Below are 23,968 nucleotides of genomic sequence, written 5' to 3'. Positions count from 1 at the left end.
ATGGCTTCAGAATTATCGTCGTATCCTGGTTCGGTTTGATCGCTTGGTTGAGAACTATATCGGCTTTGTCCATTTGGGCTGCTTGGTGATCTTACTCAAACACTATTTTTGAGATGACTTCTAATCAGAATATCAAATTCAAGAACAAAATTATCCCAAGTAGGCTTATTGTTTGGATAGGCTTTTGCATAGTTCTTTGAGTCAACACAATAAAAATGGTTTCCACTGTCACCTTGTATCATCCAAATTCCTTCGCTATTGCTTGTCCACTTTTGCCCTCCTGCTTCAAAATCATCTGAGAATAATGTAGGGAGTTCTGTGGTTGTCGGTGAAGGTGTGAGTGTTGGCGATGACGTGGATGTTAGCGATGGCGTGGGGGTGGGCGATGGTGTATCTGTAGGAGGCAAAGTCGCTGATAGTGCAATTTCTGTAAACTTGGCTTCAGCGGTTTGGGTAGCGTTAATTGATAATTGTACTGCTTCCTTGTCTTTAGAACTTTGGACAATTGCAGCAACAATAACGGCAAATGCTGTAATAAAACCTACAAAAAGTGTAACAATTTGTCCAGGCGTAAGTTTTTGAAGCCATTTTTTCATACTAACCCCATTTATTAAACTCCCATTGGTTTGTGTTACACCCCTGCGGGGTACAGGCCTTCGGGTGGGCAGATATAGTTTTTATCCGGGAAAATAATCCTTCTATATTTCCCCACTGCTATTTATTATACTCACCCCCCATTCCGCGCAACAAAAAAGCGCCCTCCATCAATAGAGAGCGCTTTCCATTTTTTATCAATCGGTAAACAGCTTATCCCATCACCGGCCGGAATTTATACCCATACAAAATCATCCCTCGATCCCCATCATCGGTGCGGATTTTGCGCGTGACCATCTCGACCGGCATGCCGATGCGCACGGGCTGGTCGCCCAGGTCGGTGAGCTGCGCGGTGACGACGGGGCCTTCGGCTAATTTGACCAGCGCCACGGTGAAGGGGGTGGCTTCCTGGTAGCCGGTGGGGGCGTCGTGCATCACAGTGTATGAGAAGACTTCACCTTTGCCGCTGAAGGCGAATTCTTCTTTGGCTTCGCCGCCGCAGTGCGGGCAGACGTCGCGCGGGGGGAAGAGTTTGACGTGGCAGTGCGGGCATTCTTCGCCCACCAGGGCGTAGCGTTGTTTTTTCAGTCTCCAGTGGCGTGGATTTTCCATGTGTACTGCTCCTTCCAATCAATCCCGGCGGGTTGAGCGCGCCGGGGAACCTTTATTTTTTGTATTGCTCGACCATTGTAAAAATAAAAACCTATCAAAAGCTATCAGAAGGCTCTAAAAAGCTTTCAATCCCGTAAGGCTAGGGCTGCCAGCGCTCCAGAATATGGGTGACGGCGGTGCCGGCCGCGCCGCCCAGGCTCTGGGTCATGGCGCGGTGCGCTCTGGCCAGTTGATTGTCGCCCGCATGCCCGCGCAGCTGCTGCACGGCTTCGACGATCTGGTACACGCCCGAGGCAGCCAGCGGATTGCCGCGCCCCTGCGCGCCGCCCATCGTGTTGAGCGGCAGGCGTCCGCCGCGGGCATGCGCGCCGCTCTGCGCCAGCTTCCAGCCTTCGCCGCGTTTGGCGAAGCCGGCCGCTTCCAGCGCCAGCGGGGCGTAAAACGAGTAGTTGTCGCTCAACTCAAAGAAGTCGATATCTTCGGGCAGGATGCCGGCCTGACGGCAGGCGCGTTCCACCGAGAGAGCGGCGGCGCGGAAGGCCAGCGGGTCGGGGCGGTCGTGCAGCGAGATGGCGTCGGTCACCAGGCTGGAGCCGACCACGCGCACCAGCGGGTGGGGGTAATCGGCGGGCAGCTTGCCCGAGCGGGTCAGCACCACGGCGGCCGCGCCGTCCAGCAGGGGGGCGGTGTCGAACAGGTTGAGCGGGTCGGCCACCATCCCGGCGCGCTGGTACGATTCCAGCTTCATCGGGCGGCGGAAGTAGGCGTTGGGGTTGCCGGCCGCGTTGGCGTGCGCCAGCATGGGGTAGGCGGCGAAGGCCTCGCGCGGCACATCAAATTCGTGCATGTAGCGGCGCATCAACAGCGCGGCCTGCGCGCTGAGGGTCAGCCCCTGCATGATCTCATAGTCGTAATCCATGGCCTGGGCGGCGTAGGCTTCCAATTCCTGGGGGGCCACGTCGCTGACCTTTTCCACGCCCACCACCACGGCCGTATCCACATAGCCGGAGGCCACGGCCAGATAACCCATGCGGAAAGCGGCCGCGCCAGAGGCGTTGGCGGCTTCGAGGGTGAAGGCTTCCAGCCCTTCCAGGCCGCTGTTGGTGGTGATCAACGCGCCCAGGTTGGACTGGTGGATGATCTGCGAGCTGAGGAAGTTGCCGATGTAGACGGCCTGCGGCTGCAGGTCGCCCGCGTCGCGCAGGGCGGCGCGAATGGCGCGCGCGGCCAGTGTGCGCAGCGAAAGCTCCCAATGCTCGCCCACGGGGGTCTGGCCAATTCCGGCGATAATCACTTCGGTCATGCGTCCCCCTTACTTCAAGGTAAGAATGCCGCGCATGCGCGCGTATTGGGCGTAGTCGATGGCCACCCGGCGGGCGATATACTGCTCGGTGCTGAGGGCTTTTTCGCGGCGCGCCAGCAAGGCCTCGGTGGCAGTCAGCACCAGCGCGTCTGAACCCGCGCCGGAGCCGAAGGAGGTCATCAAAATGCGATCGCCGGGCTGGGCCACATCCAGCACCGCCGTCAAACCGATGAGCGCCGCCCCGGCGTAGGTGTTGCCAATGCGCGGCGAGAGCAGCCCGGTCTGGATCTGCTCTTTGCTGAAGCCGAGCAGGCCGGCCACGCGGGTGGGAAATTTGGTGTTGGGCTGGTGGAACACGGCATACTTGAAGTCGCCGGGTTGCGCGCCCAGTTCTTTCATCAGCGTCTTGGCGGCGCTGGTGATGTGCTTGAAGTAGGCCGGTTCGCCGGTGAAGCGCTGGCCGTGCTCGGGGTACTTCTGGTAAGGCCGCCGCCAGAAGTCCGGGGTGTCGGAGACGTAGGAATAGCTGGCCTCGATGGTCGCCAAGGCGTTCTCGGCCGGGCCGATGATGTAAGCCGCCCCACCCGCCGCGGCAGTGTATTCGAGCTGGTCGCCGGGGCGTCCCTGGGCGGTGTCCATGCCGATAGCCATGGCGTAGTTGGCCATGCCCGAACCCACCAGGCCGATGGCGGCGATCATGGCTTCACTGCCGGCCTTGCAGGCAAACTCCCAGTCGCCGGCCTGAATGTGATTGCCCGCGCCGATAGCCTCGGCCACGATGGTGCCGCTGGGCTTGACCGCGTAGGGGTGCGACTCGGAGCCAACCCACACCGCGCGCAGCTCGCAGGCGCAGATCTCGGCGCGCGCCAGCGCGTTGCGGGCGGCCTCGATCGACATGCTGATCACGTCTTCGTCCATGCCCGGCACCGATTTCTCGATCACCGGACCGCCGCCGTCTTCGTCCGAGCCGGACCAGATGCGCGCGACTTCCGCGGCGGGCAGGCGGTACTGCGGCACGTACGCGCCATAGCCGGTGATGCCGACGGCGCGGTTGGGTTTGAGCGCCAGCGAGGGTTGGGGTTGGGTTTCAGGTGTTTCCATTCAGTCTTCTCCCGGAATGTTGGTTTGCGAAGCGGGGCGAGCCCCCCGCGAGTTATTGATTTTGCCACGCGCGCAGAATTTCTTCCGCGCGGTCGATGCGTACCGTTTTTTCTTGCACCAGTTGCTGCGCCAGTTTTTCCACCAGCTCCGCGGGCGCGCCGGCGGCGATGGCCACCTGGCGGGCGTGCAGGCTCATGTGCCCGCGCTGAATGCCTTCGGTGGCCAGGGCGCGCAGGGCGGCCAGGTTTTGCGCCAGCCCGACGGCCGCAATGATCTGCGCCAGTTCGGCGGCGGTTTGCACGCCCATCAACTTCAGCGCGGCCTGGGCGGTGGGGTGCACTTTGGTCGCCCCGCCCACCAGACCCACCGCCATGGGCATTTCCAGCGTGCCTATCAGGTTTCCCTCGGCGTCTTTGCCCCAGGTGCTCAGGCTGGTGTAGCGCCCCGCGCGGGCGGCGTAGGCGTGCCCGCCCGCTTCCACGGCGCGCCAGTCGTTGCCGGTGGCCAGCACCACCGCGTCCACGCCGTTCATAATGCCCTTGTTGTGGGTGGCGGCGCGGTAGGGGTCGGCGGCGGCAAAAGCCCAGGCGGCGATGATGCCGTCGCGCACCTCTTCGGGGGTGAAGGCGTCGAAGCCCAGGTCTGCCAGGCGGATGGTGCAGCGCGCGCGCGCCAGGCGCTGGTCGGCCAGGTTGGAGAGAATGCGCAGCAGCACGCGCCCGCCGGTGATGGCTTCCACGGCCGGGGCAATGCGCTCCACGGCGGTGTTGACCGCGTTGGCGCCCATCGCATCGCGCACGTCGTAGATGAGGTGCGCCACCAGGAAGGGGCCGATGGGCGAGTCTTCGATCACACGCACCTGCAGGTCGCGCGGACCGCCGCCCAGTTTCTTGAGCAGTGGGTCGATCTCGCGCACATCATCCAGCAGGCGCTCTTTTTGTTCCAGCAGGCGCAGGCGCGCCTCTTGGGGGTGAACTGTGTCCAAAATCTGCATTTGCCCGATCATGTGGGGCGGGTCGGCGTGGGTGAAGAAGCCCCCCGCCGGGCGGGCAAGCTTGGCCATAAACGACGCGCCGGCCACCACCGAAGGTTCTTCAATGGCCATCGGCACCAGCACCTCGCGCCCATTGACGATGAAGTTGCGGGCGATGCCCAGCGGCAGCGCGTGCAGCCCGGCCACATTTTCAATCATGTGGTCGGCCTGTTCCACGTTAAGGCCGCCCTGCGCGGTGAAGGCCTGCAAAGCGCCTTCTTGCAGGCCGCTTTCGTCAGCCAATACCCGCAGGCGCTCTTCCACGCTGAGGTTGTAAAATTTGACCGCGCCGCTGTTGCGCGCTTTTGATGGCATACCGCCTCCCTGTGGAGCTGAACTGCCCCAATGTTAAACACGAAACCCTCGCAAAAGCTATCAAAAATGGCCCCATCCCCGCGGCTGCGCCGCCGCCCCTTCCCCGCTGCGCAGGGACGGGGCTTTTTGGTAAAAGCGATCAAAGTGAAGGGTTTTGATATGAAGCTGTATTAATTGTATGGGCACGGGGCGGGGGTTGTAAAGGTTTTGTCTAATGCGTAAACCCCTTCCCCGCGGCTGCGCCGCCGCCCCTTCCCCGCGGTGCAGGGACGGGGCTTCTGTTGGTGGGGTGGCCGCGCGCTTCTGAATGCGGAGATGAACTGGCGGGTCGAACTTCTGCTGGATTCGCGGCCAGCCCACCCTACAATTGATGCGTAAACCCCATCCCCGCGGCTGCGCCGCCGCCCCTTCCCCGCTGCGCAGGGACGGGGCTTCTGTTGGTGGGGTGGCCGCGCGCTTCTGAATGCGGAGATGAACTGGCGGGTCGAACTTCTGCTGGATTCGCGGCCAGCCCACCCTACAATTGATGCGTAAACCCCATCCCCGCGGCTGCGCCGCCGCCCCTTCCCCGCGATGCAGGGACGGGGCTGAAAATCGGGTGCTTTGATGATCGAGATTCACTCCCCCGCTGTGCGGGGGAGCCGGAGGGGGTGCATAAGGGTTACCCCAACTCAAACGTATCGCCGGGCTGCAGGACGTGCACTTTGGTACTGGTCTCGGCTTCCACCTGTTTTGCCCAGGCGGGCGCGTCTTGCTGGATGAGGCCAAAGGTGTTGTAGTGGTAGGGGATGACATGCTTCGGTTCCAGCAGCTTGACCGCGCGCAGGGCATCGGCGGGGCCCATAGTGTAATTGTCGCCGATGGGCAGCACGGCCAGGTCAATGCCCTCTTCACCGATCAGGCGCATGTCGCCGAACAGACCGGTATCCCCGGCGATGTAGATTTTGTGCCCCTCCAGGGTGGTGAGCAGAAAGCCGGCCGGGTTGCCGCCATACGAGCCGTCGGGCAAGATCGAGCCGTGCAGCGCCAGGGTCAGCTTAAGGTAGCCAAACGGGTGGTGAAAACCGCCGCCGAGGTGCTGGCCGTGCGCGTCGAAGCCCTGTTTCTTCAACCATTCCGCGATTTCATAGACGCTGATGAATTTGGCCCCGCAGCGCCGCGCGATCTTCAGCGCGTCGCCCACATGATCGCCGTGACCGTGGGTGATGAGAATATAGTCCGCGCTCAGGGATTCGCCGGGCGAGCTGGCGGCCGGGTTGCCGCTAAGAAAAGGATCGACCAACAGGTGAAAACCGCCCGTCCACAACCCGAGGGCGGCATGTCCATACCAGGTCAGTTGCGTGCTCATGGCTTGTTTCCTTTCGCAAACAATGGATTCATATAAATTATAGATAATTTGTTTACAATCTTCCGATATTTGAGGGGTTTAATCAGGATGTAAGGATAACCAATCCAATTCAAATTCACTTCAAATGGAGGTGTTGAGATGTCTGAAATTACCCGCTATAACCCATTCCGTGAGATGTTGGAGCTGAGCCGCGCCATGGACGATCTGTTCTACCGCGACTACCCCTCGCTGCGCGGTGAGGTCGACTTTGACTGGAAGCTCCCCCTCGATGTAGTCGAGCGTGAAGACGGCTATATCGTGCGCGCCTCGGTGCCCGGCATTGACCCCAAAGACCTGGAGATCACCTACTCTGAGCACACCCTGACCATCAAGGGCGAGACGCAGATGGAGGAATCCAAGGAAAACGAGCGCTATCACATGCGCGAGCGCCGCTTTGGCCGCTTCCTGCGCAGCATCTCTCTGCCCGACCCGGTTGCCCAGGACAAGATCGAAGCCAGCTATGAGAACGGCGTGCTGGAGCTGCATCTGCCCAAGGCCGAAGAGGCCCGCCCGCGCCGCATCAGCGTACTGGACAAGGGCAGCGGCAAGCGCATCGAAGCCAAAACCAAATAATATATTCTCTCTGAAAGGCAACTGGCCCGCAAGGGCCAGTTGTTGGTTTAAGAGGGGGCAGTGGATCAAACCGCTTGCCCGGCTAAGGAGCGTCCGTCTGAGAACGGGCCTGGCGCTCGGGGGTGTAGTGATAGAAGGTCTTGACCCAGTTGTCTTTCTCCGACAGCACCACCTCTTCGGCGGTGTAATTGGCGCAGATCCAGGCGTACACTTCGGGCATGCCCTCGGGGATGAAGAATTTTGTGGTGTGGAACTGCTCGGCGGCCAGGGCCTGAACCGTCTGCATATCGGCCAGCGAGGCACAGTCCGCCGGATCATCGCGAAGGATTAATGGGCGTTCTACCCCAGCGGAGGAGATGATCAAGGCTGGCGGCGCGGATTGCAGCTCCCGCAAAAAATGAGCGGTGTGCTGGCGGCTGGTATAGCCTTTTAGAAACAGCGGATCGGTGAAGTAAAAGCAGCTTGGCGACTGGCGCTGGCTTTCTATATACAGCGGCACCAGGTTGCCCCAGTAGAAGATGGTCTCGTCTGGCCGGGTGACCGACTGCACGTACTGCGCCAGCAGGCGTGTGTAACGGTCTTCGCTGACGCGGTCTTTTTGAATCCCGGCCCCTGCGCCTACCAGCAGCACCGGCAGAGCCAGCACTGCAGCCCATACCGCCGCCTGGCGTTTATGCGGCAAGTTGAGCAGCGACCAGAAAAAGAAAGCGCACAGCACCGTCAGCGAGGGCAGGGCGGCCATGAAGTAATGCCCGAAGTTATTGCCTGAAAGCGAGATCATAACCAACTGCACCGGCAGGTCGATGGCGGCCACCAGCAACGGCAGGCGTAAAGGCGTGTGGCTTTTTTCGCGCAGGGCATGCAGGCGCGTAGAGAGCTTCTCTGGTAGATGCGAGCGCAGCCAGACCGCACCCAGCAGCAGCAGCGCGGCGCCGAGAATGATCTCCATCACCTGCCGCGCGCCGAACATCTCTGCCGGGTAGGGGGTGAGTCCGCGTCGGAAGATGCCGTTGTACACGCTGAGCGCGCCCATTAAAAGGAAGAGCCAGCCCAGCCAGCGCGCGGTGACAAGCTTGTGCAGCCCCTGGTCGTTGAGTAAAAGGAATGGCAGCGCTGCCAGCCAGGCCAGCAGGCTGAGCATAAAGAATGGGGCGGTGTTGAAAAGGGTAACCAGGGCGCGGCCCAGCGCCTGCAAGCGCCGCACGGTGGAAATACCCGAAAGGGCAAAGTTGTAGGCGAAGGCCGCCTCCCAAAATTCGGGCAGCGCGCCGCTGAACGCGAAGAAGGCGAACCAGCCCGCCCACACCGCGGTAAAGCCCAGCCCCGCCCACAGCACGGCCGGCAGCAGGCGGCGCATATCGCGCTTTTCCAGGGTTTCCAGCAAAATGAAGAGGCCAATGCTCACCGCCAGCGCGCCCAGGGGCTGCTTAAACGTGGACGCCGCTGCCACGCACGCCCCCAGCGCAAAGGCGCTCAGGCGCGGGCGCCGGCCGCTGCTCCACCAGGCCAGGCACAGCAGCGCGCCGAATTGAAACGGCAGGGCGTATTCTTCGGTGAGGTTGCCGCCCTGGTGAAAAAAGGTCAGGTTAAGCAGAAACGCCGCTGTGGCGATAATGGTGGGGACTTTGCCAAAAAAGCGCCGCAGATACAGGGCGCACAGCGCCCCGGCCGCGGTCAGCGAGAGCACTTCCAGGGTCCAGATGCCCCAGCGGCTGCCGCCGCCCAGCGCCAGGCCCAGCGCGTCGAGATAAAAGATGGCCGGAGGTTTGTGGTCGTACAGGTCGCGGTAGGGCAGCTGGCCCTGCAGGATGCCGCGCCCGGCGTACTGGAAAATGGCGCTGTCAATATCGGTGATGTGCGTAAACGCCGGTGAGGTGTAGGCCAGTGTGAAGGCAGCCAGAGCGGTGATGAGAACCAGCCAGAAGATTCTTTTCCAGGGCATGTCTTTCCCCCATCATGTGGATATAACCTTGCGAGGCTAATTATACCTTGAGGGGGTGTTTTTGGGCTTTTTTTGAACCTGCCGGATGACTCACGGGGTGGGGTGCTCGGCGGCGATGCGATCCAACCACTCGGTCAGAATGGGGGTGGCCGGGTCGTCTTTGTCGATAAACACCGCCGCCAGATCAGCATGGTGGCCGTTGTCAATCACGCGCAACTGTCCCTTACCGTTCAGGCGCGAGACAAACGAAACTGAATTGCTTAACGGTACCAGCGGATCGTGCTTGCCGTGAATGCACAGCACCGGGTAGCGCTCTGTACCTTTAACATGAAATGAAGGGTTGGCTTCCTGGTAGAGGGTGGGCGTGTTGGCGTAGTCGCGCACCAGCCGGCCGATGCGCCGCGTGGTGCATTCGGCAAAATCCAGCGGTCCGCTGAGCAGAAAGAGGCCCACAATGCGGCTCAAATCCAGGCCGCGGCGGCAGGCGTCGTCCTGATCGTAGGCCATCAGCGCGGTGAGCTGTGCCCCAGCGGACTGGCCGCCCAGCACGATGCGGCTGTAATCCACGCCGCGCGATTCTAAAATCTGCTCGCCGGTGATCAAACAGGCGTACATATCATCCAATTGGGCGGGGTGGATAAAGCGCGGCGAGGGGCGGTAGCCGGCCAGCAAGGCGTGGTAACCGCGCGCAGCGAAGAAGCGCCCCACAAAGCGAAAAATCATCGCGTTATACGACTTCCAGCCCCCGCCGTGGGCGAAGAAGATGATCTCGCGGCGGGCGGGCGTGTTGGGGTAGGGGGCAATGTAGTACACATACTGCCGGGCCTGCGGGCCGTACTGCACCTTGCATTCATAAGAACGCGCCGGCGCGAAGGTGATGCGCAGCCCGCGGTAGACAATTCCGGGCAGGCGCAGATATTCCGCCAGCTGCCATCTAATCAAGGTGATCAAATTCATAAAAAATACCACGCTTTCCAAATGCTCTACAATGGGTAAGGGTTATTCATTTGATTGTATCAAAAACCCTTCAGATTTGATCCTGTTTGTTTTCTGTGGGTGATGGATTGTTGGTAAAATGAGTTTATTCTTCTAGCATCATCGGGAGGCGCGTTTGAACATGGTTGAATCCACTCTGAATCCACTTGAACTCATCCGGCAGCGTGTTGCAGACGGGAAGATTCCCCGCGCGCGCCTGATTGTTGGCCTGCTGATGCGCGGGTTCTTGTTCGCGGCCGTCCAGGCGCTGATCGCCCTGATCTATTTCATCAACCGCGTGCCCGATCCCTGGCAGGCTTCGACTGCGTGGTGGACGGTAGCTGCTGCCGCCGCCAACCTGATCACCCTGGGGGTGTTGATCGTTTTCCTGCGCGTTGAAGGGGGAAGATATCGCGAAATGGTGGCCCTGGATCGCCAGCACCTGGGCAAAGATCTGCTGGCCGTGCTGGGCCTGCTGGTGCTGGCCGGGCCGGTATCCGTCGCCCCGAATTATTTTGCCGCGCAGGCCCTCTTTGGCAGCCTGGAAGCGGCGAATGCGATGATGATTCTGCCCCTGCCGCTGTGGGCGGCGATTATTGGGCTGGTGGTTTTCCCGGCTACGATTGCCTTTGCGGAACTGCCGCTCTATTTTGGCTACCTGATGCCGCGCATCGAGGCGCACGGCGCGCCGAAATGGCTGGCGGTGCTGATTCCGGCTTTCTTTCTGGGCGCGCAGCACTGCACGCTGCCGCTGATTTTTGACTGGCGTTTCGCGCTCTGGCGCTTAATTATGTTCCTGCCTTTCGCGCTGCTGCTGGGCATCGCCCTGCGCTTGCGTCCGCGCCTGCTGCCCTACCTGATGGTGATTCACGCCCTGCTGGATCTTTCGGCGGGATGGGTGGTGTTTTCAATGTCGGTATGAATTGGCCTTTTTTTTCAGCGTGCACGGATTGTTTTTTGAGAACTTTTTCTTCTTAGTTCTTCTATAATAGACCTATGATGAATCTGATGAACCGCAATCGCTTACGCTGAGTGATCCACATTGGCGCTGGTCAGCGCCAGGACCTGAACTGCCGCTTGATCGGGCTGTTTCGTTTGGTGAAGGTCTAATCCTCCTTCCCTCCGGCGAACTGCCAGCAAGCGCTGGCAGTTTTTTTTGTTTGGAGGGATGCCTTGAATTTTCATCCTTTCGCGCAAATACGTGCTCTTGGTTTGGGAAACCACCGTTTTTCACCGGGAAAAGCGGGGTATTTTAATTCTTGGTACAGGAGGAATGTATGTCGGAACGTTTGACCCGTTTTTTCGCGTCCCGCCGGGGAATTGTGCTGGTGGGCGCGATCATTGGCGCGCTTGGCTCGCTGCTGCAAAAGCTGGGAAACCCACCCAACATGGGCATTTGCGTGGCCTGCTTTGAGCGCGATATTGCCGGCGCGCTGGGCTTGCACCGCGCTATAGCGGTGCAGTACATCCGTCCGGAGATCATCGGGTTTGTGCTGGGGTCGCTGATAGCCGCCCTGGTGTTTCGCGAGTTCAAGGCGCGGGCGGGTTCCGCTCCTTTGGTGCGCTTTGTGCTCGGAGCCTTTGCGATGATCGGCGCGCTGGCGTTTTTAGGCTGCCCGTGGCGCGCCAACTTTCGGCTGGCGGGCGGCGATCTGACCGCACTGCCGGCGCTGGTTGGGCTGGCTGTCGGCATCTGGCTGGGCGTGATCTTTTTGAAAAATGGATATAACCTGGGACGCAGCCAAAAGACGTATGCCGCGGTTGGGTGGATTTTTCCGCTGCTGATGGTCGGATTGTTGCTGTTGGCCGTCATTCAGCCTGTGTTTGCTGAAGGCGGTCCCATCTTTAACACCCCCGAAGGAAAAGGCCCCGGCGCTCTACATGCCGCATGGGGAATCTCTTTAGGAGTTGGTTTGGTGATTGGCTTTTTAGCCCAGCGCACACGCTTCTGCACCATGGGCTCGGTGCGCGACGTGATTTTAATGGGCGACACACACCTGATCAGCGGGCTGGGCGCCTTGCTGGTGACCGCGTTTTTAACCAACCTGGCATTTGGTCAGTTTCACCCCGGCTATACGGCCCAGCCGGTTGCCCATAGCAATCTGATCTGGAATGTGCTGGGAATGGTGCTCTCTGGTTTGGCGTATGCCCTGGCGGGCGGCTGCCCTGGGCGGCAGCTCTTTTTGACTGGAGAAGGCGACAGCGACGCGGGGGTCTTTGTTTTGGGAATGATTGTGGGAGCGGGTTTTTCTCACAATTTTGGTCTGGCTGGCACCCCCGATAAACTGGTGGAGGGCACCCTGCAGGTGGGCGGCCTGACCCCGGCCGGAATGGCGGCAGTGATTCTGGGAATTGTGGTTTGTATTCTGATTGGTTTTTCAATGCGTGAAAAGCTGGCGTAACAGCTAAAAGGAGGAAACGATGGCAACAAAAGTGGACGCGCGCGGTTTGTCTTGTCCGCAGCCGATTATGCTGGCTCAACAGGCCATGCGGGCAGGTGATTTTCCCATTGAAGTGTGGGTGGATTCGGTAACATCGCGTGAGAATGTGCGCCGCATTGCTGAGCGCAAGGGATATAATGTAACCATTCAAGAGCAAGATGGTGAATTTGTTCTGGCGATTTCCAAATGAATACCATTTCATCTGACAATAACGCGATGATTTATCTGGACCACCCGGCGACATCCTGGCCTAAACCGCCTGAGGTTGCAGCGGCGATGCTGAATTTCTTGCAGAATGTGGGCGCGAACCCCGGCCGGTCAGGGCACCGCCTTTCGGTGGAAGCGGCGCGGATTGTGTTCGCGGCACGCGAGGCCGTGGCAGAATTATTTGGCTGCGAAGACGCGCTACGCGTGGTGTTCGGCGCGAATGTTACCTGGGCGCTCAACCAGGCCTTGCATGGCTATCTGCGTGCAGGCGATCATGTGATTACCAGCGGGATGGAGCACAATTCAATGATGCGCCCGCTGAGGGATCTGGAACGCCAGGGAGTAGAGGTCAGCGTGGTGCCGTGTGGCCAGGCCGGACGGTTGGACGCCCAGCGTGTGGAAGACGCCCTGCGCGACAATACCGTGATGGTGGCGCTCAACCATGCCTCGAATGTCAGCGGTACGATTTTGCCAGTGCGCGAGGTGGGCGAGATCACCCGCCGCCGTGGGATTATGCTGCTGGTAGACGCGGCCCAGACGGGCGGTACCCTGCCGGTGGACATGCGGCGCGATCAGATTGACCTGCTGGCGTTCACCGGGCACAAAGGCCTGTTGGGTCCCATGGGCACGGGCGGCCTGATCCTTGGCGAGCGGGTGGATTTGGGCCGTCTGCGGCCGGTTCTGCAGGGCGGCACGGGCAGCCGCTCCGAAAGCGAAATTCACCCCGATTTTTTGCCCGACCGTTTTGAAAGCGGCACGCCCAATGGGGTGGGGCTGGCTGGTCTGAACGCTGGGGTGAGGGTGGTGCTGGCACGCGGGGTGGAATCGATTCGCGCCCATGAACAGCGGCTCTGCGCCCAATTGCTGGCGGAGCTGCAGCAGATCGGACGCGCGCGCCTGTACGGCCCGTTGGACCCCGGCGAGCGTGTGGCGGTGGTGTCGTTTAACCTGGAGGGGCTTGAGCCTTCTCAGGTGGGGCTGCGCCTGGACGAAGAATTCAATATTCTATGCCGGGTGGGGCTGCACTGTTCCCCGGCGGCGCATCGCAGCCTGGGCAGCCTGCCGCGGGGCACCGTGCGCTTTGGAATCGGATTCTTTACATCTGCAGAGGATGTGGACGCGGCCCTGCGGGCTGTGGAAAGGATTGCCAATGACTGAGTACGCCTATTTTCTGGTCGATTCGACTGCTCAGGCCATGCGCCTTGAAAAAATCTTGATGGATAAAGGCGTGGAATGCAAACTGGTGCCTGTGCCGCGCCAGTTCAGTTCGGACTGCGGCCTGTGCGCGCGCGTGCCGAAATCCTTGCTGGAACCGGCGGTCAAATTGCTGGCCGCGGCTAAAGCCGCCTACCGCGAAATTGTTTTCGATTACGCCTGAGTTAGCCTGACACAGTTGGTTCAAGAAAGCCGCCGGTATCCCCGGCGGTTTTTTCTCTTTCCAAACCCTCCACTTGCACACCAATGTTGTACCATCAATAAGGAGATTCTTTGTTTGGAAAGGAAATCAAACGCATGATCGAAGTGCAGAATTTAACCAAAACCTATCGCGTGCCGGTGCGCCAGGCCGGCCTGAAATCCGCGCTGGGCAGTCTGTTCAAGCCCACCTACGAAGAAGTGCCCGCCGTGCGCGGGGTGAGCTTCTCGGTGCAGGCTGGCGAGATGGTGGGGCTGATCGGGCCCAACGGCGCGGGCAAAACCACCACGCTGAAAATGCTCGCCGGGCTGCTGTACCCCAGCGGCGGATCGGCGCGCGTGGCCGATTTTATCCCCTGGGAGCGCAAGCCCGCCTACCTGCGCCGCATCAGCATGGTGCTGGGCAACAAGAGCCAGCTGCAGTGGGATATTCCCCCGCTGGACACCTTCCGCGTGCTGGGCGAGATCTATTCTGTGCCGCGCGCCGAGCAGGACCAGGTGATTGACGAACTGGTGGAGCTGCTGGAGATGCAAGACCTGCTGCGCAAACCGGCGCGCAACCTCTCGCTGGGCGAGCGGATGAAGTGCGAGCTGGTGGCCGGGCTGATCCACCGCCCGCAAGTGCTCTTCCTCGACGAGCCCACCCTCGGTCTGGACGTGTCGATGCAGGCGCGCCTGCGCGCTTTTGTGCGCCGCTACAACCAGCTGCACGGCTGCACGGTGATGCTCACCAGCCACTACATGGGCGACGTCTCGGCGCTCTGCCCGCGGGTGATCCTCATCCACCACGGGGTGGTGCTTTATGACGGCGCGCTGAATGGACTGGCGCAGCGCCTCTCGCCGTTCAAGCTGATCCAGTTCAGCCTGGCGCAGACCAGCGCCGAGGCGCTGGCCGCTGTGCGCCTGCCCGACGGCGCGGAATGGCAGGAGGGCGCGGATGAGCGCCAATGCCTGCGCGTGCGCCGCGAATACGCCACCGAGACGATTGCCGCCCTGCTCAACGCCCTGCCGGTGGCCGACCTGGGGGTGGAAGACCCGCCGATTGAGGCGGTGATTGACCAGATTTATCAGGAGGGATCGCTATGAACCTGCGGGGAGGATGGGCGTTAATCCGCCGCACCTGGCTGAGCTGGATGCAGCACCGCGCTTTCTTTTTCATTTTGGCCTTCGGCTGGATGGTGCCGCCGCTGGTCTCGCTGCTGGTCTGGTCGGCGGCGGCCGGGCAGGGCAGCCTGGGCGGGTACAGCCGCGGCGGGTTCGCGGCCTATTACCTGGTGCTGATCTTCGTCAACCAGTTCACCTACGCCCAGGCCAACTGGACGCTGGGCGACGTGATCCGCATGGGCGAGCTGAACACCTGGCTGCTGCAGCCGCTGCCGGCGGTGTACCAGGTGCTCTCGTCCGAGGCGGCCGGGAAGACGGTAACCCTGGCCTTTGTGCTGCCGGTGGCCGGCGCGCTGGCCTTGATTCTGCGCCCGGAGATGCAGGTGAGCGGATCCGCGCTGCTGCTGTTTCTACTCTCGCTGGCGCTGGCCTGGCTGCTGCGCTTTGTGTGGGGTTACTGGCTGGCACTGCTGGCCTTCTGGTACACGCGCGCCGACGCGCTGCTGGCCGTGCAAGACGCGCTGGTCTTTCTGCTCTCCGGCGTGGTCGCCCCGGTAACGCTGCTGCCCGGCCTTCTGCAGGGCGCGGCGCGGCTGCTGCCGTTCCGCTACATGGTGGGCTTCCCGGTGGAGGTGCTGATGGACGGTCTGCCGGCGGGTGAGGTGGCCTTTGGGCTGGCGGTGCAGGCCGGTTGGGCAGCGCTGGCGCTGCTGCTGGCGGCGCTGATGTGGCGCGCGGGGATCAAACGTTACAGCGCGGTGGGAGGTTAAGCATGTACTGGATGAAATTGATCGGCGCGTTAATGCGCGCCTCGGCGCAGGAAGAACTGGCCTACCGCGAGAACTTCTGGATGCAGGTGCTGCATTCGCTGCTCAATTTGGGGGTGGGGGTGCTGGGGATGAGCGTGCTTTTCGCTCAGGTGCGGCAGATCAGCGGCTGGGACTACGCTTCGGCGCTGGCCATTCTGGGGGTGTACCTGGTGGTGAGCGCGCTGCGCGGGCTGTTCATCGGCCCCAGTCTGGAGGCGCTGGCCGGGTTGGGACAGGAGATCTGGAACGGGCAGTTTGACTTTACCCTGCTGCGCCCGGCCAACACGCGCTTTCTGGTGACCTTCCGGCGCTGGCGCTTCTTTGCCCTGTTCGACTTGCTGCTGGGGGTGGGGGTGCTGGCCGCGGCGGTGACGCGCGCGCAGCAGCCCATTGGCCTGGAAAACTGGCTGCTGTTTGGGCTGGCGCTGCTGGCGGCGGTGGTGCTGCTCTACGCCGCGCTGCTGGCTTTCACCTCGCTGGCCTTTCAAAGCCCGGGGATGGTGTTCACCTGGGTGTTTGACGCCGTGTTTCAACTGGCGCGCTACCCGGTGCAGATCTACCCGCCCGCGCTGCGCTTCGCGCTCACCTGGCTGGTGCCGGTGGGTATGATGACCAGCATCCCCGCCCAGGCGCTCACCGGGCAGTTGAACCCCTGGATGCTGGCGGGCGGGCTGGCGCTGGCGGCGGTGATGCTGGTGGGGGCGTCTTGGGTCTTCGACCGCGCCACGCGGCGTTACGCCAGCGCGTCGAGTTAGCCAAAAATTCAAAGCGGGGCTGCCGCATCAACGACAGCCCCGCTGTTTGCGTTTACAACAGGTAGAACTCGATGCGGGTTAAGACTTCTTCGGGTTTCACTTCTTCGGGGTCGTTGAGGTAAAACTCGCCCACGACGCCGCTGGGCTGGTAGTGGTTTTCCTGCATCCAGGCGGTCATGGCCTCGTAGGTGGGTGCCATGCTTGGGTAGGGGCCCTGATGCACGCTGGTGACGATCTCACCCGCCGGCAGCAGGTTGGCCTGCACCTCGCCGCGGCCCGGCAGCCCGGCGCGCACCGGAAAGCCCATTTCCACATCCAGGGCCTGCATATCCATGTTGTAGTAGATGGCGAAAGGCTCGCCTACGGGCTGCTCGTTCAGCTCTTGCAGGTAGAGCATAACCGCCTGGTAGGCGCGCCCCAGTTCGGCGGGCAGGTTCTCCACGCTGGTGGTCTTGCGGACAGATAACACTGGCCGCGCGGGCACGCTGATTTTTTCAAATGGTGTGTTCATTACTTCCCTCTTGGTAGAAAAAGATTTGACGTTGAATTGATTATAGAACTTAATTTCTATTAATGCAAGAGGGAAATGAGGAATGCCCCCTCCGCCTCCCCCGCGAAGCGGGGGAGAGGAAGAATGGCGGGGCGGGTTTGGCGCTCCTGGCATGCTTGTTGCCTGTTCTAAGGGTGCGGACCCGCCGCGCCAACGTTGCATGGAACAAGCCGGTGGGTTGGCTGCGGTAGACTCGCCGCGCAGTTCCACGGGGGCAGTCAACGTGCCACGGATTCGCAGCCAACGCCACCCTACATCTCGCTCACCACATCCAACACTGCCTTGGGGTGCTTATCGGCCACGCGCAACAATACCATCGCAGGGCCTTTGGGTACACGCCGTCCCTGCTCCCAGTTGCGCAGGGTGCGCACGCTGATTCCCAGCATGGCGGCGAATTGCTGCTGAGTAAGGTTATATTTTTCGCGAATGTTTTTAATATCCAGGCTGTCGAGCTGAAAACGGCGCGAGGGTTCTTTCTCCCCGCGAAGAATTTGTCCGCCTACTTATACACTGGCTATAAGCTCCTGGAAGATTTCGTCTTTCATGGCTATTCCCCTCTGAATTTGTTCGCAAGTTGATCATACTCAAAAGTTAAGTGGATAATCAAGGTTAGCAAGGCAAAAGAAGACGGTGGGTTGGCTGCGTTGGACTCGCCGCGCAGTTCCACGGGGGCAGTCAACGGGCCGCGGATTCGCAGCCAACGCCACCCTACAAGAGCGCCCGAAAGGCGTAAGCGGGGGTTACTCTTCCAGCTTGACCCAGCGCAGCAAGTCGGGGAGGTGCTGCTGGTAATGTTCGTAGCTGTTGCTGGCGATGGCTTTCCACGGTACCCAGTCGCTGGGCCAGCCTTCAAAGCGGGTTACGTCGTGCAGGTCTGCTTCGCTGAGCTGTTCAACCTCGTTGAGCAGGTCGGCAAAGACCATGTCGGCTTCGTCCAGCACGGCGTCCAGGGGCAGGCGGCTCACTTCCTCATGAATGCGCTGGTTGCGCTCGTCGAGGGGCAGGTACCACCAGTCCGAGCCTTCCAGGGCGCGGGCGCGCAGCATGCCCACGGTTTCGCGCTCGTACCAGGTGATGTGGGCGATGATGTCTTTCACACTCCAGCCGCCGTCGGGGCCGGGTTTCAGCATGTCGCGCGCGTCAATGTACGCCACCAGGGCTTCCCATTGGGCGCGTTGGGCGCGCAGGGTGCGTAAAAATTCCTTTTTGGTCATTGCTGCGGTCATTGGTTTCCTCCTGGTTGATCAATCCAGCGGCGGCAGTTCGCCGGAAGCCAGGCACGCCTCCAGCCCGTCGATCAGCCCGGCCAGCGCGCCGCTCAGTTCGGGGCGCATGTCCCCGGCCAGGCGCAGCACGGTGTTGATCTCTGCGGCCATGCCGGCGGGGGCGCGGCGGCAGTGCTTTAAGGCATATTCTACCAGACGTTTCTCGCCGGGGTGGGTGAGCCAGTTGTAGGCAAACAGGGCGTCGAAGTAGCTGGCCAGCAGGGCCGCCAGGCGGTGATTGACGCTGACCGCGTCGCCGCGCCGCAAGGCTTTGTTGACCTGGCTCTCGTAGGCGGGGATGCAGCCGCGGATGACGGCCATATTCTTGGCGATGATCTCCTGGCGCAAGGCGGGCGGGTAAGGTTGGGCGGCTTTGTCCCGCAGGGCGGCCAGCCAGCCCTGGCGGTCGAAGAGGGGTTGGATGAGGCGGATGGTGTGCCAGAAGCAGGTGGTGTAGCCGGTGCCGGCCTGCTGCTGTCCCAGCACGCGCTCCAACTGCTCGCTGATCCAGGCTGTGTCCCAATACACCATGTCCACTTCGATGCCGGTGTCAGCGTGCACCCACTCGTCGCCGGGGTCCCAGAAGCGCAGGTCCAGGTCGGCGTGGGACGCGCCCAGTTCTTCGATGATGGCTTTACGGAAGGCCAGGGGAATCTCGGCGGTGGTGAAGACGTACAGGTCAATATCGGATGTCTCGTCGGCGTGCCCGCCGGCCAGCGAGCCGCCCACAGCCACGGCCTGAACGGCGGGGAATGGCTCCAGGCGCCGGGCAATCTCTTGCGCGAGTTGAAGATGGCGGGTGTTGGTTTGCATGGGTGGGTCCTTTCAGGTAGCGGCGGAAAAATGGGTCTGCAGCCAGGCGTCGAAGCCTTTTGCCAGGCGCACGGCGGCGGCCAGGTTGATGACGATCAACGCGGCCACGGCGGCAGACCAGAGCCAGATTTTTGGCCAGTCGATGGGATAAAGCTGGTTGATTTGCCATGCCGCGTAGAGGCAGTAGGCCGCCGCGGGCGGGCTGGTGAGGATCACCGGCACGTAGGCGCGCGCGGCAATGAACTGGCCGATGTGCATCAGCAGATGCACGAAGAAGCCCATCAACAGGGCCAGCCAGAGGGTGAGGTTGGACGCAGCCACTGCCAGCCAGGTGAGCAGGCTGATGATTACAAACTCTTCGGCGACGATCAGGGCAAAGGCCGGCTGCGACAGCCCGCCGGTGCTGCCCGCGATCAGGCGCGCCAGGCGCGGGTATCGCTCCTGAATCGCTGGCAGGCCGCGCGCCAGCCAGGGTTTGATCATGATGATTTCTTCAAAGTCGTGCAGCATAAAGACCACCGGCAGCAGCCACATCAGGTTGGCAATGTCTACCGGCAGGGGAGCGGGGGCCGCTGTCATTCCTGCTGCGCGTCCGGCGCCCAGCCGAGCGCCTGGTAGATCTCGGTCAGGTGGGTGCGGCGGTGCTGACCGCGATTCAGGTGCACGGTTTGGCCGTCGGTTTCCATTTGGCGCAGAAAGGCCGGGTCGCTGGCCTCAATCAGCGCGTCCACTTCGGCAGCGCAGCGCAGCATCAGCTCCAGCGCGGCGCGCGGCTCTATCGCCAGGCACAGCGGGCGGGTTACCTCGTTGATCACGTCCACGTCAATGGGCGAGGGGGTGATGCCCTCAGCCTGCCATTGGCGCATCAGGGTGCTGGCGCGCGTGTCCCAAAAGGCCAGATGCGCCAGTACCGCGCTTACCGTCCAGCCAGCGGGCATGGGTTGGCATAGATCGGCTTGAGTAGCGCGCGCCGCGAACTCGCGCAGGCGTTCGAGCATTGCGGCATTATCTTGATGATAAGGGGAGTTTGTCATACTTTAACCTCGCTGCGGGTGGATTTTTTTCTATTGTACTCCCGGTTGTAAACCCTGCGCTCGGGCAAAAAACAGGGCGCGGCAGCGCCGCGCCCTGATGATCACCCACCCTGTATTGGGCTGTGGTTTAAGCTTTTGCTTTTCCCCATCGCGGCAGGAACATGCCGGTCTGCTGGCGGTATTGGGCATAGGCCTCACCGAACTCGGCCAGCATATCTTTTTCTTCGCGCAGGGCAAGGCGGTAATAGATGACGCCCAGGATTGGCCACATGATCAGCAGAGGCAGGGTGGCCCATTCCATCATCATGCCCAGGGTGACCAGCATAAAGCCGGTGTACTGCGGGTGGCGGATGTAGCGGTAAATGCCGCCGGTGACGATTTTGCCCGTTCCTTCATTCCGGCTCCAGTATTCCTTATAGATGCGCCGCCAGCCAAAGAAGATCAGCATACCGCCCAGCAGGCTGGTGGCGATTCCCAGGTACATACCCCAGTAGCCGATCCACTGGCCCAGGGTGTGGCCCCACAGCACGCCTTCGGGCAGGGTGATGCCAAACGCCCAGCCGATGATGAACATGCTCATCGGGATGCCGAACATCTCCAGGGCGTAGGCGACCACAAAGGCCATGTAAGCCGTAGAGGGCTTGCGCTGGCTCTTCTTGTAGAAGGGCATGAACAGCAGAAACACGCCGTACAATACAATCCACAGGGCAACTGCCCACCAACTGCCAAAATGACTCCAGATATCTTCAGTAATCATGGTCTATCTCCTTACAAATACGTTTGATGCCAACGCTTTTTTTATACCCCCGGTAGGGTTGGGTGCGCGCCTATCCAAAGTTAGGTCGCGAAGGTTGGTTGCCGGCCTGTCTGTTTGCATGTAGTTGCGCGGCGTTTCAGAAACCGATATACTTTCAATATCAATCAAACGCGGCGATTTGCGCTGGGAAAAATACAGGTGAACCATGGAACTGCGAAAGTTTGTCGCGCCGGAAATCGTCTACGGCATAGGCGCACGCGATATGGCAGCGCGCTATGCCCATAATTTTGGCGGTCGAAAAGTTTTAGTGGTAACCGATGAGGGCGTTATCCGCGCCGGCTGGGTGGATGCGCTGCTGGCCAATCTGCGCGAGGCCGGGTTATCGTCCACCGTGTTTTCTGATGTTTCTCCCAACCCGCGCGACAGCCAGGTGATGGCCGGGGCTGAACTGTTTCTGCGCGAGAACTGCAACCTGATCATCGCCATCGGCGGCGGCAGCCCAATGGACTGCGCCAAAGGAATTGGGATTGTCAGCTACAACCAGCGCTCGATTCTGGACTTTGAAGGCGTGGATGAGGTACCCATTCCCGGCCCGCCGCTGATCTGCATTCCCACCACCGCCGGCAGCGCGGCTGATATTTCGCAATTTGCCATCATCAACGATACCCGCCGCAAGGTGAAAATTGCCATCATCTCGAAAACGGTGGTGCCCGATGTGGCGTTGATTGACCCGGTAACCACCACCACCAAAGACGCTTACCTGACGGCCTGCACCGGTATGGACGCGCTGACCCACGCCTTTGAGGCGTATGTGTCGAATGCCGCTTCTTCGATTACCGATCTGCACGCGCTGGAGGCGATCCGCATCGCCTGGCGGGCGCTGCCGGCCCTGTTTAAGGACCTGAAGAACCTTGATCTGCGTAACCAGATGATGCTGGCCTGCATGCATGCAGGGTTGGCCTTCTCCAACGCCAGCCTGGGAATTGTGCATGCCATGGCGCACAGCCTGGGCGGCTACCTGGACCTGGCGCACGGCGAATGCAACGCTTTACTGCTGGAATTCGCGGTGGAGTATAATTTTGACCAGGCGTCTGGGCGCTATCTTGATATTGCCCGCGCCATGGGGCTGGATCTGGCCGCTCTGCCGCCCGCGGAGCAGCGCGCCGAGATCATTCAGGCTTTGCGGCAGTTTCGCCGCCAGGTGGGAATCGAAGGTTCGCTGCATGAGATCGGCGTGTCGATGAGCGACCTGAACGCTTTGGCCGGCAAGGCCGTCCACGACCCTTGTATTGCCACCAATCCAAAACCGGTACAACTGGCCAACATTGAAGAAATCTATGGAAGAGCATTCTAATTCCAACTGGCAGTCCAACGAACTGCGCGATAAGATCATCGGTCTGGGGGAGACCTCTTACCGAAAGAGCTATTATCCGCAGCTTCAATCAAGGCTGAATGAGTTGGAACGCTTTCGCGCCCTGCTTGACCAGAGCAGGGAATGTTTCTTTCTCATCAGTATTCCCGACGGACGCATCCGCGATGTAACGCTCTCGGTGGAAAAGCAGTTGGGCTATCCCAGCCAGGAACTGCTGGGCAGCGATTTTGTTAGCCTGGTCTCTTCGCCCTCGCCTGAACAGATCCGCGACTGTTTGAATCCCACGGCCAGTAATCCTGAGGCGGGCTGCCATAGCATGCACGTCTGGCTGCGCTCTGCCAACGGCGAGAACCTTCCCTTTGAGCTGAACAGCACACCGGTTAAATTTAATGAAGAGCACTATATGATTGTGGTGGGCAGGGAGATCCGCACGCGCCTGCAGACGGAAAACCGCCTGCAGCGCCAGATGGAGCATCTCAACACGCTGCACCAGATCGACCTGCAAATCTCTTCCAATCACCAGTTCAAATCGATGCTGGATGGCATCCTTACCATGACCGTCGAGTCCTTAAAATCGGACGCGGCGGTGATTTATCTGCTGGACGAGAAGAAAAACCTGCTTCCGGCGGCCTGGGTGGGTTTTTCCAAATCGCTGGAAGGCGTGCAGCCGCGGCATCTCAGCCAGCGCCGCTGCCTGCCGGCGCAGTCGCTGCAGCACCTGACCTTTCTGGCGGATATGCAGAACCTGCGCAATCAGTTTTGTTTTGATGAGGTGGTGGCAGATGAGGGCTTTATCGCTTATGTGGGCCTGCCCCTGCACGCCAAGAGCCAGGTGCTGGGCGTGCTGGAACTGTTTCAGCGCGTTCCTTTTCACCCCACCAATGAGTGGTTTGGCTACCTGGAAAATTTCGCTTCGCAAATCGCGATTGCCATCGATAATGGACAGATGTACGCGAACCTGGAAAAGTCGAACCTGGAGATGGCGCAGGCCTACGCGGCTACGCTGGAAGGCTGGGCCAACGCGCTGGAACTGCGCGAGCACGAAACCGGCCAGCACACCCGCCGGGTGCGCGACCTGACGATTTGCATGGCGCGGGAAATGGGCTTCGACCGCGAGGCGCTGGAGCATATTGGGCGCGGCGCGCTGCTGCATGATATTGGCAAAATGGGCATCCCCGACCATATTTTGCTCAAGCCGGGGCCGCTCAGCCCCGAAGAGTGGGATGTGATGCGTCAGCATCCGCGGCTGGCCTACGACATGCTCTCATCGATCACGTTCTTGCAGTCCGCCCTGGATATTCCCTACTGCCATCACGAGCGCTGGGACGGGTCGGGTTACCCGCGCGGGCTGAAAGGCGAAGAGATTCCGCTGACGGCGCGGATTTTCAGCATTGTGGATGTGTGGGACGCGCTGCTCTCGGACCGGCCGTACCGCGCCGCCTGGCCGCTCGATCAGGTGGTGGCTTACATCCAAGACAATGCCGGAACGCAGTTTGACCCGGCATTGGTCAATGTCTTTTTCTCCCGGGTGGTGGATATTTGCGGATTGGACGAATGATGGGGGTATCTGTCCGCCAGCCGTTTTTGGCGCGGGCTGGCAGAGAACAGACCGT

Annotated in this window: 26 protein-coding genes; 11 read left to right on the top strand and 15 right to left on the bottom strand. The window is 60.8% G+C overall.

Features of this window, described 5'->3' with window-relative positions:
• Positions 1-95 precede the first annotated feature (95 nt).
• The 6 genes from ADN00_RS19730 to ADN00_RS06920 form a co-directional block, all read right to left on the bottom strand.
• Entirely contained in the window at positions 96-596 is a 501-nt protein-coding gene (locus ADN00_RS19730) for a hypothetical protein (RefSeq protein ID WP_152966280.1), read from the bottom strand.
• A gap of 211 nt (positions 597-807) precedes the next feature.
• On the bottom strand, positions 808-1,206 hold the full coding sequence (locus ADN00_RS06940) for a Zn-ribbon domain-containing OB-fold protein (protein ID WP_075062239.1): 399 nt from the start codon (positions 1,204-1,206) through the stop codon (positions 808-810).
• Positions 1,207-1,345: 139 nt separating this feature from the next.
• On the bottom strand, positions 1,346-2,509 hold the full coding sequence (locus tag ADN00_RS06935; RefSeq protein ID WP_075062238.1) for a thiolase C-terminal domain-containing protein: 1,164 nt from the start codon (positions 2,507-2,509) through the stop codon (positions 1,346-1,348).
• Between the two features lie 9 nt (positions 2,510-2,518).
• Positions 2,519-3,610 carry a hydroxymethylglutaryl-CoA synthase gene (locus ADN00_RS06930; RefSeq protein ID WP_075062237.1) on the bottom strand — a complete coding sequence of 364 codons (1,092 nt, stop codon included), beginning with the start codon at positions 3,608-3,610 and terminating at the stop codon, positions 2,519-2,521.
• 52 nt (positions 3,611-3,662) lie between these two features.
• Positions 3,663-4,958, bottom strand: a complete 1,296-nt coding sequence (locus ADN00_RS06925; RefSeq protein ID WP_075062236.1) for a hydroxymethylglutaryl-CoA reductase, degradative — start codon at positions 4,956-4,958, stop codon at positions 3,663-3,665.
• A gap of 661 nt (positions 4,959-5,619) precedes the next feature.
• Positions 5,620-6,306 carry a metal-dependent hydrolase gene (locus tag ADN00_RS06920; protein WP_075062235.1) on the bottom strand — a complete coding sequence of 229 codons (687 nt, stop codon included), beginning with the start codon at positions 6,304-6,306 and terminating at the stop codon, positions 5,620-5,622.
• A gap of 138 nt (positions 6,307-6,444) precedes the next feature.
• Here ADN00_RS06920 and ADN00_RS06915 point away from each other — a divergent pair, with 138 nt between their 5' ends.
• Positions 6,445-6,918, top strand: a complete 474-nt coding sequence (locus ADN00_RS06915; RefSeq protein ID WP_075062234.1) for an Hsp20/alpha crystallin family protein — start codon at positions 6,445-6,447, stop codon at positions 6,916-6,918.
• 82 nt (positions 6,919-7,000) lie between these two features.
• On the opposite strand, the gene ADN00_RS06910 is transcribed toward ADN00_RS06915, so the two are convergent.
• Positions 7,001-8,860, bottom strand: a complete 1,860-nt coding sequence (locus ADN00_RS06910; RefSeq protein ID WP_075062233.1) for an ArnT family glycosyltransferase — start codon at positions 8,858-8,860, stop codon at positions 7,001-7,003.
• Between the two features lie 90 nt (positions 8,861-8,950).
• A complete protein-coding gene (locus ADN00_RS06905; protein ID WP_075062232.1) occupies positions 8,951-9,817 on the bottom strand; it encodes an alpha/beta hydrolase in 867 nt (288 codons plus the stop codon).
• Between the two features lie 160 nt (positions 9,818-9,977).
• On the opposite strand from ADN00_RS06905, the gene ADN00_RS06900 reads away from it, so the two are divergent.
• From ADN00_RS06900 to ADN00_RS06860, 8 genes are all read left to right on the top strand, one after another.
• Positions 9,978-10,757 (top strand): hypothetical protein, encoded by a 780-nt coding sequence (locus ADN00_RS06900; protein ID WP_075062231.1) that lies wholly within the window; start codon positions 9,978-9,980, stop codon positions 10,755-10,757.
• 355 nt (positions 10,758-11,112) lie between these two features.
• The gene (gene yedE / locus ADN00_RS06890) at positions 11,113-12,237 is read left to right on the top strand and encodes a YedE family putative selenium transporter (RefSeq protein ID WP_075062229.1); all 1,125 of its coding nucleotides are present in this window, start codon (positions 11,113-11,115) and stop codon (positions 12,235-12,237) included.
• A 19-nt stretch (positions 12,238-12,256) separates the two neighbouring features.
• Entirely contained in the window at positions 12,257-12,466 is a 210-nt protein-coding gene (locus ADN00_RS06885; RefSeq protein WP_075062228.1) for a sulfurtransferase TusA family protein, read from the top strand.
• Complete coding sequence (locus tag ADN00_RS06880; protein ID WP_201781157.1) at positions 12,463-13,641, top strand: aminotransferase class V-fold PLP-dependent enzyme; 1,179 nt, start codon at positions 12,463-12,465, stop codon at positions 13,639-13,641. Before ADN00_RS06885 ends, ADN00_RS06880 begins: the two co-directional genes overlap by 4 nt.
• Positions 13,634-13,861, top strand: a complete 228-nt coding sequence (locus ADN00_RS06875) for a DUF3343 domain-containing protein (RefSeq protein ID WP_075062227.1) — start codon at positions 13,634-13,636, stop codon at positions 13,859-13,861. Before ADN00_RS06880 ends, ADN00_RS06875 begins: the two co-directional genes overlap by 8 nt.
• Before the next feature lie 110 nt (positions 13,862-13,971).
• Complete coding sequence (locus ADN00_RS06870) at positions 13,972-14,982, top strand: ABC transporter ATP-binding protein (protein WP_201781156.1); 1,011 nt, start codon at positions 13,972-13,974, stop codon at positions 14,980-14,982.
• A complete protein-coding gene (locus ADN00_RS06865) occupies positions 14,979-15,770 on the top strand; it encodes an ABC transporter permease (protein WP_075062226.1) in 792 nt (263 codons plus the stop codon). Before ADN00_RS06870 ends, ADN00_RS06865 begins: the two co-directional genes overlap by 4 nt.
• Before the next feature lie 2 nt (positions 15,771-15,772).
• The gene (locus tag ADN00_RS06860) at positions 15,773-16,564 is read left to right on the top strand and encodes an ABC transporter permease (RefSeq protein ID WP_075062225.1); all 792 of its coding nucleotides are present in this window, start codon (positions 15,773-15,775) and stop codon (positions 16,562-16,564) included.
• A 52-nt stretch (positions 16,565-16,616) separates the two neighbouring features.
• On the opposite strand, the gene ADN00_RS06855 is transcribed toward ADN00_RS06860, so the two are convergent.
• From ADN00_RS06855 to ADN00_RS06825, 7 genes are all read right to left on the bottom strand, one after another.
• Entirely contained in the window at positions 16,617-17,075 is a 459-nt protein-coding gene (locus ADN00_RS06855) for a GyrI-like domain-containing protein (protein WP_075062224.1), read from the bottom strand.
• A gap of 290 nt (positions 17,076-17,365) precedes the next feature.
• A complete protein-coding gene (locus tag ADN00_RS06850; RefSeq protein ID WP_269083463.1) occupies positions 17,366-17,557 on the bottom strand; it encodes a helix-turn-helix domain-containing protein in 192 nt (63 codons plus the stop codon).
• A 297-nt stretch (positions 17,558-17,854) separates the two neighbouring features.
• Positions 17,855-18,340, bottom strand: a complete 486-nt coding sequence (locus ADN00_RS06845) for a DinB family protein (RefSeq protein ID WP_075062223.1) — start codon at positions 18,338-18,340, stop codon at positions 17,855-17,857.
• 18 nt (positions 18,341-18,358) lie between these two features.
• The gene (locus tag ADN00_RS06840) at positions 18,359-19,192 is read right to left on the bottom strand and encodes a nucleotidyltransferase domain-containing protein (RefSeq protein WP_075062222.1); all 834 of its coding nucleotides are present in this window, start codon (positions 19,190-19,192) and stop codon (positions 18,359-18,361) included.
• 12 nt (positions 19,193-19,204) lie between these two features.
• Positions 19,205-19,771, bottom strand: coding sequence for an HXXEE domain-containing protein (locus tag ADN00_RS06835; protein WP_075062221.1), 567 nt, complete (start codon positions 19,769-19,771; stop codon positions 19,205-19,207).
• Positions 19,768-20,226: a maleylpyruvate isomerase N-terminal domain-containing protein gene (locus ADN00_RS06830; protein ID WP_152966279.1), complete on the bottom strand. Its 459-nt coding sequence runs from the start codon at positions 20,224-20,226 to the stop codon at positions 19,768-19,770. The genes ADN00_RS06835 and ADN00_RS06830 overlap by 4 nt, the downstream gene beginning before the upstream one ends.
• 127 nt (positions 20,227-20,353) lie before the next feature.
• Positions 20,354-20,983: a methyltransferase family protein gene (locus ADN00_RS06825; RefSeq protein ID WP_075062219.1), complete on the bottom strand. Its 630-nt coding sequence runs from the start codon at positions 20,981-20,983 to the stop codon at positions 20,354-20,356.
• A 205-nt stretch (positions 20,984-21,188) separates the two neighbouring features.
• Between ADN00_RS06825 and ercA the strand changes: the two genes are divergently transcribed.
• A complete protein-coding gene (gene ercA / locus ADN00_RS06820; protein ID WP_075062218.1) occupies positions 21,189-22,337 on the top strand; it encodes an alcohol dehydrogenase-like regulatory protein ErcA in 1,149 nt (382 codons plus the stop codon).
• On the top strand, positions 22,321-23,913 hold the full coding sequence (locus ADN00_RS06815) for an HD domain-containing phosphohydrolase (protein ID WP_075062217.1): 1,593 nt from the start codon (positions 22,321-22,323) through the stop codon (positions 23,911-23,913). The genes ercA and ADN00_RS06815 overlap by 17 nt, the downstream gene beginning before the upstream one ends.
• Positions 23,914-23,968: the final 55 nt, after the last annotated feature.

Origin of the sequence: Ornatilinea apprima (assembly GCF_001306115.1) — a bacterium.
Lineage (GTDB): Bacteria > Chloroflexota > Anaerolineae > Anaerolineales > Anaerolineaceae > Ornatilinea > Ornatilinea apprima.
Note: the sequence above shows the minus strand (reverse complement) of the source record. Positions and strands in the feature narration are given on the sequence as shown.

Bases quoted from the DNA above. Each gene is read 5' to 3' on its own strand.
- ADN00_RS19730 (WP_152966280.1), bottom strand. From the start codon at position 596: ATGAAAAAATGGCTTCAAAAACTTACGCCTGGACAAATTGTTACACTT.
- ADN00_RS06940 (WP_075062239.1), bottom strand. From the start codon at position 1,206: ATGGAAAATCCACGCCACTGGAGACTGAAAAAACAACGCTACGCCCTG.
- ADN00_RS06935 (WP_075062238.1), bottom strand. From the start codon at position 2,509: ATGACCGAAGTGATTATCGCCGGAATTGGCCAGACCCCCGTGGGCGAG.
- ADN00_RS06930 (WP_075062237.1), bottom strand. From the start codon at position 3,610: ATGGAAACACCTGAAACCCAACCCCAACCCTCGCTGGCGCTCAAACCC.
- ADN00_RS06925 (WP_075062236.1), bottom strand. From the start codon at position 4,958: ATGCCATCAAAAGCGCGCAACAGCGGCGCGGTCAAATTTTACAACCTC.
- ADN00_RS06920 (WP_075062235.1), bottom strand. From the start codon at position 6,306: ATGAGCACGCAACTGACCTGGTATGGACATGCCGCCCTCGGGTTGTGG.
- ADN00_RS06915 (WP_075062234.1), top strand. From the start codon at position 6,445: ATGTCTGAAATTACCCGCTATAACCCATTCCGTGAGATGTTGGAGCTG.
- ADN00_RS06910 (WP_075062233.1), bottom strand. From the start codon at position 8,860: ATGCCCTGGAAAAGAATCTTCTGGCTGGTTCTCATCACCGCTCTGGCT.
- ADN00_RS06905 (WP_075062232.1), bottom strand. From the start codon at position 9,817: ATGAATTTGATCACCTTGATTAGATGGCAGCTGGCGGAATATCTGCGC.
- ADN00_RS06900 (WP_075062231.1), top strand. From the start codon at position 9,978: ATGGTTGAATCCACTCTGAATCCACTTGAACTCATCCGGCAGCGTGTT.
- yedE (WP_075062229.1), top strand. From the start codon at position 11,113: ATGTCGGAACGTTTGACCCGTTTTTTCGCGTCCCGCCGGGGAATTGTG.
- ADN00_RS06885 (WP_075062228.1), top strand. From the start codon at position 12,257: ATGGCAACAAAAGTGGACGCGCGCGGTTTGTCTTGTCCGCAGCCGATT.
- ADN00_RS06880 (WP_201781157.1), top strand. From the start codon at position 12,463: ATGAATACCATTTCATCTGACAATAACGCGATGATTTATCTGGACCAC.
- ADN00_RS06875 (WP_075062227.1), top strand. From the start codon at position 13,634: ATGACTGAGTACGCCTATTTTCTGGTCGATTCGACTGCTCAGGCCATG.
- ADN00_RS06865 (WP_075062226.1), top strand. From the start codon at position 14,979: ATGAACCTGCGGGGAGGATGGGCGTTAATCCGCCGCACCTGGCTGAGC.
- ADN00_RS06860 (WP_075062225.1), top strand. From the start codon at position 15,773: ATGTACTGGATGAAATTGATCGGCGCGTTAATGCGCGCCTCGGCGCAG.
- ADN00_RS06855 (WP_075062224.1), bottom strand. From the start codon at position 17,075: ATGAACACACCATTTGAAAAAATCAGCGTGCCCGCGCGGCCAGTGTTA.
- ADN00_RS06845 (WP_075062223.1), bottom strand. From the start codon at position 18,340: ATGACCGCAGCAATGACCAAAAAGGAATTTTTACGCACCCTGCGCGCC.
- ADN00_RS06840 (WP_075062222.1), bottom strand. From the start codon at position 19,192: ATGCAAACCAACACCCGCCATCTTCAACTCGCGCAAGAGATTGCCCGG.
- ADN00_RS06835 (WP_075062221.1), bottom strand. From the start codon at position 19,771: ATGACAGCGGCCCCCGCTCCCCTGCCGGTAGACATTGCCAACCTGATG.
- ADN00_RS06830 (WP_152966279.1), bottom strand. From the start codon at position 20,226: ATGACAAACTCCCCTTATCATCAAGATAATGCCGCAATGCTCGAACGC.
- ADN00_RS06825 (WP_075062219.1), bottom strand. From the start codon at position 20,983: ATGATTACTGAAGATATCTGGAGTCATTTTGGCAGTTGGTGGGCAGTT.
- ercA (WP_075062218.1), top strand. From the start codon at position 21,189: ATGGAACTGCGAAAGTTTGTCGCGCCGGAAATCGTCTACGGCATAGGC.
- ADN00_RS06815 (WP_075062217.1), top strand. From the start codon at position 22,321: ATGGAAGAGCATTCTAATTCCAACTGGCAGTCCAACGAACTGCGCGAT.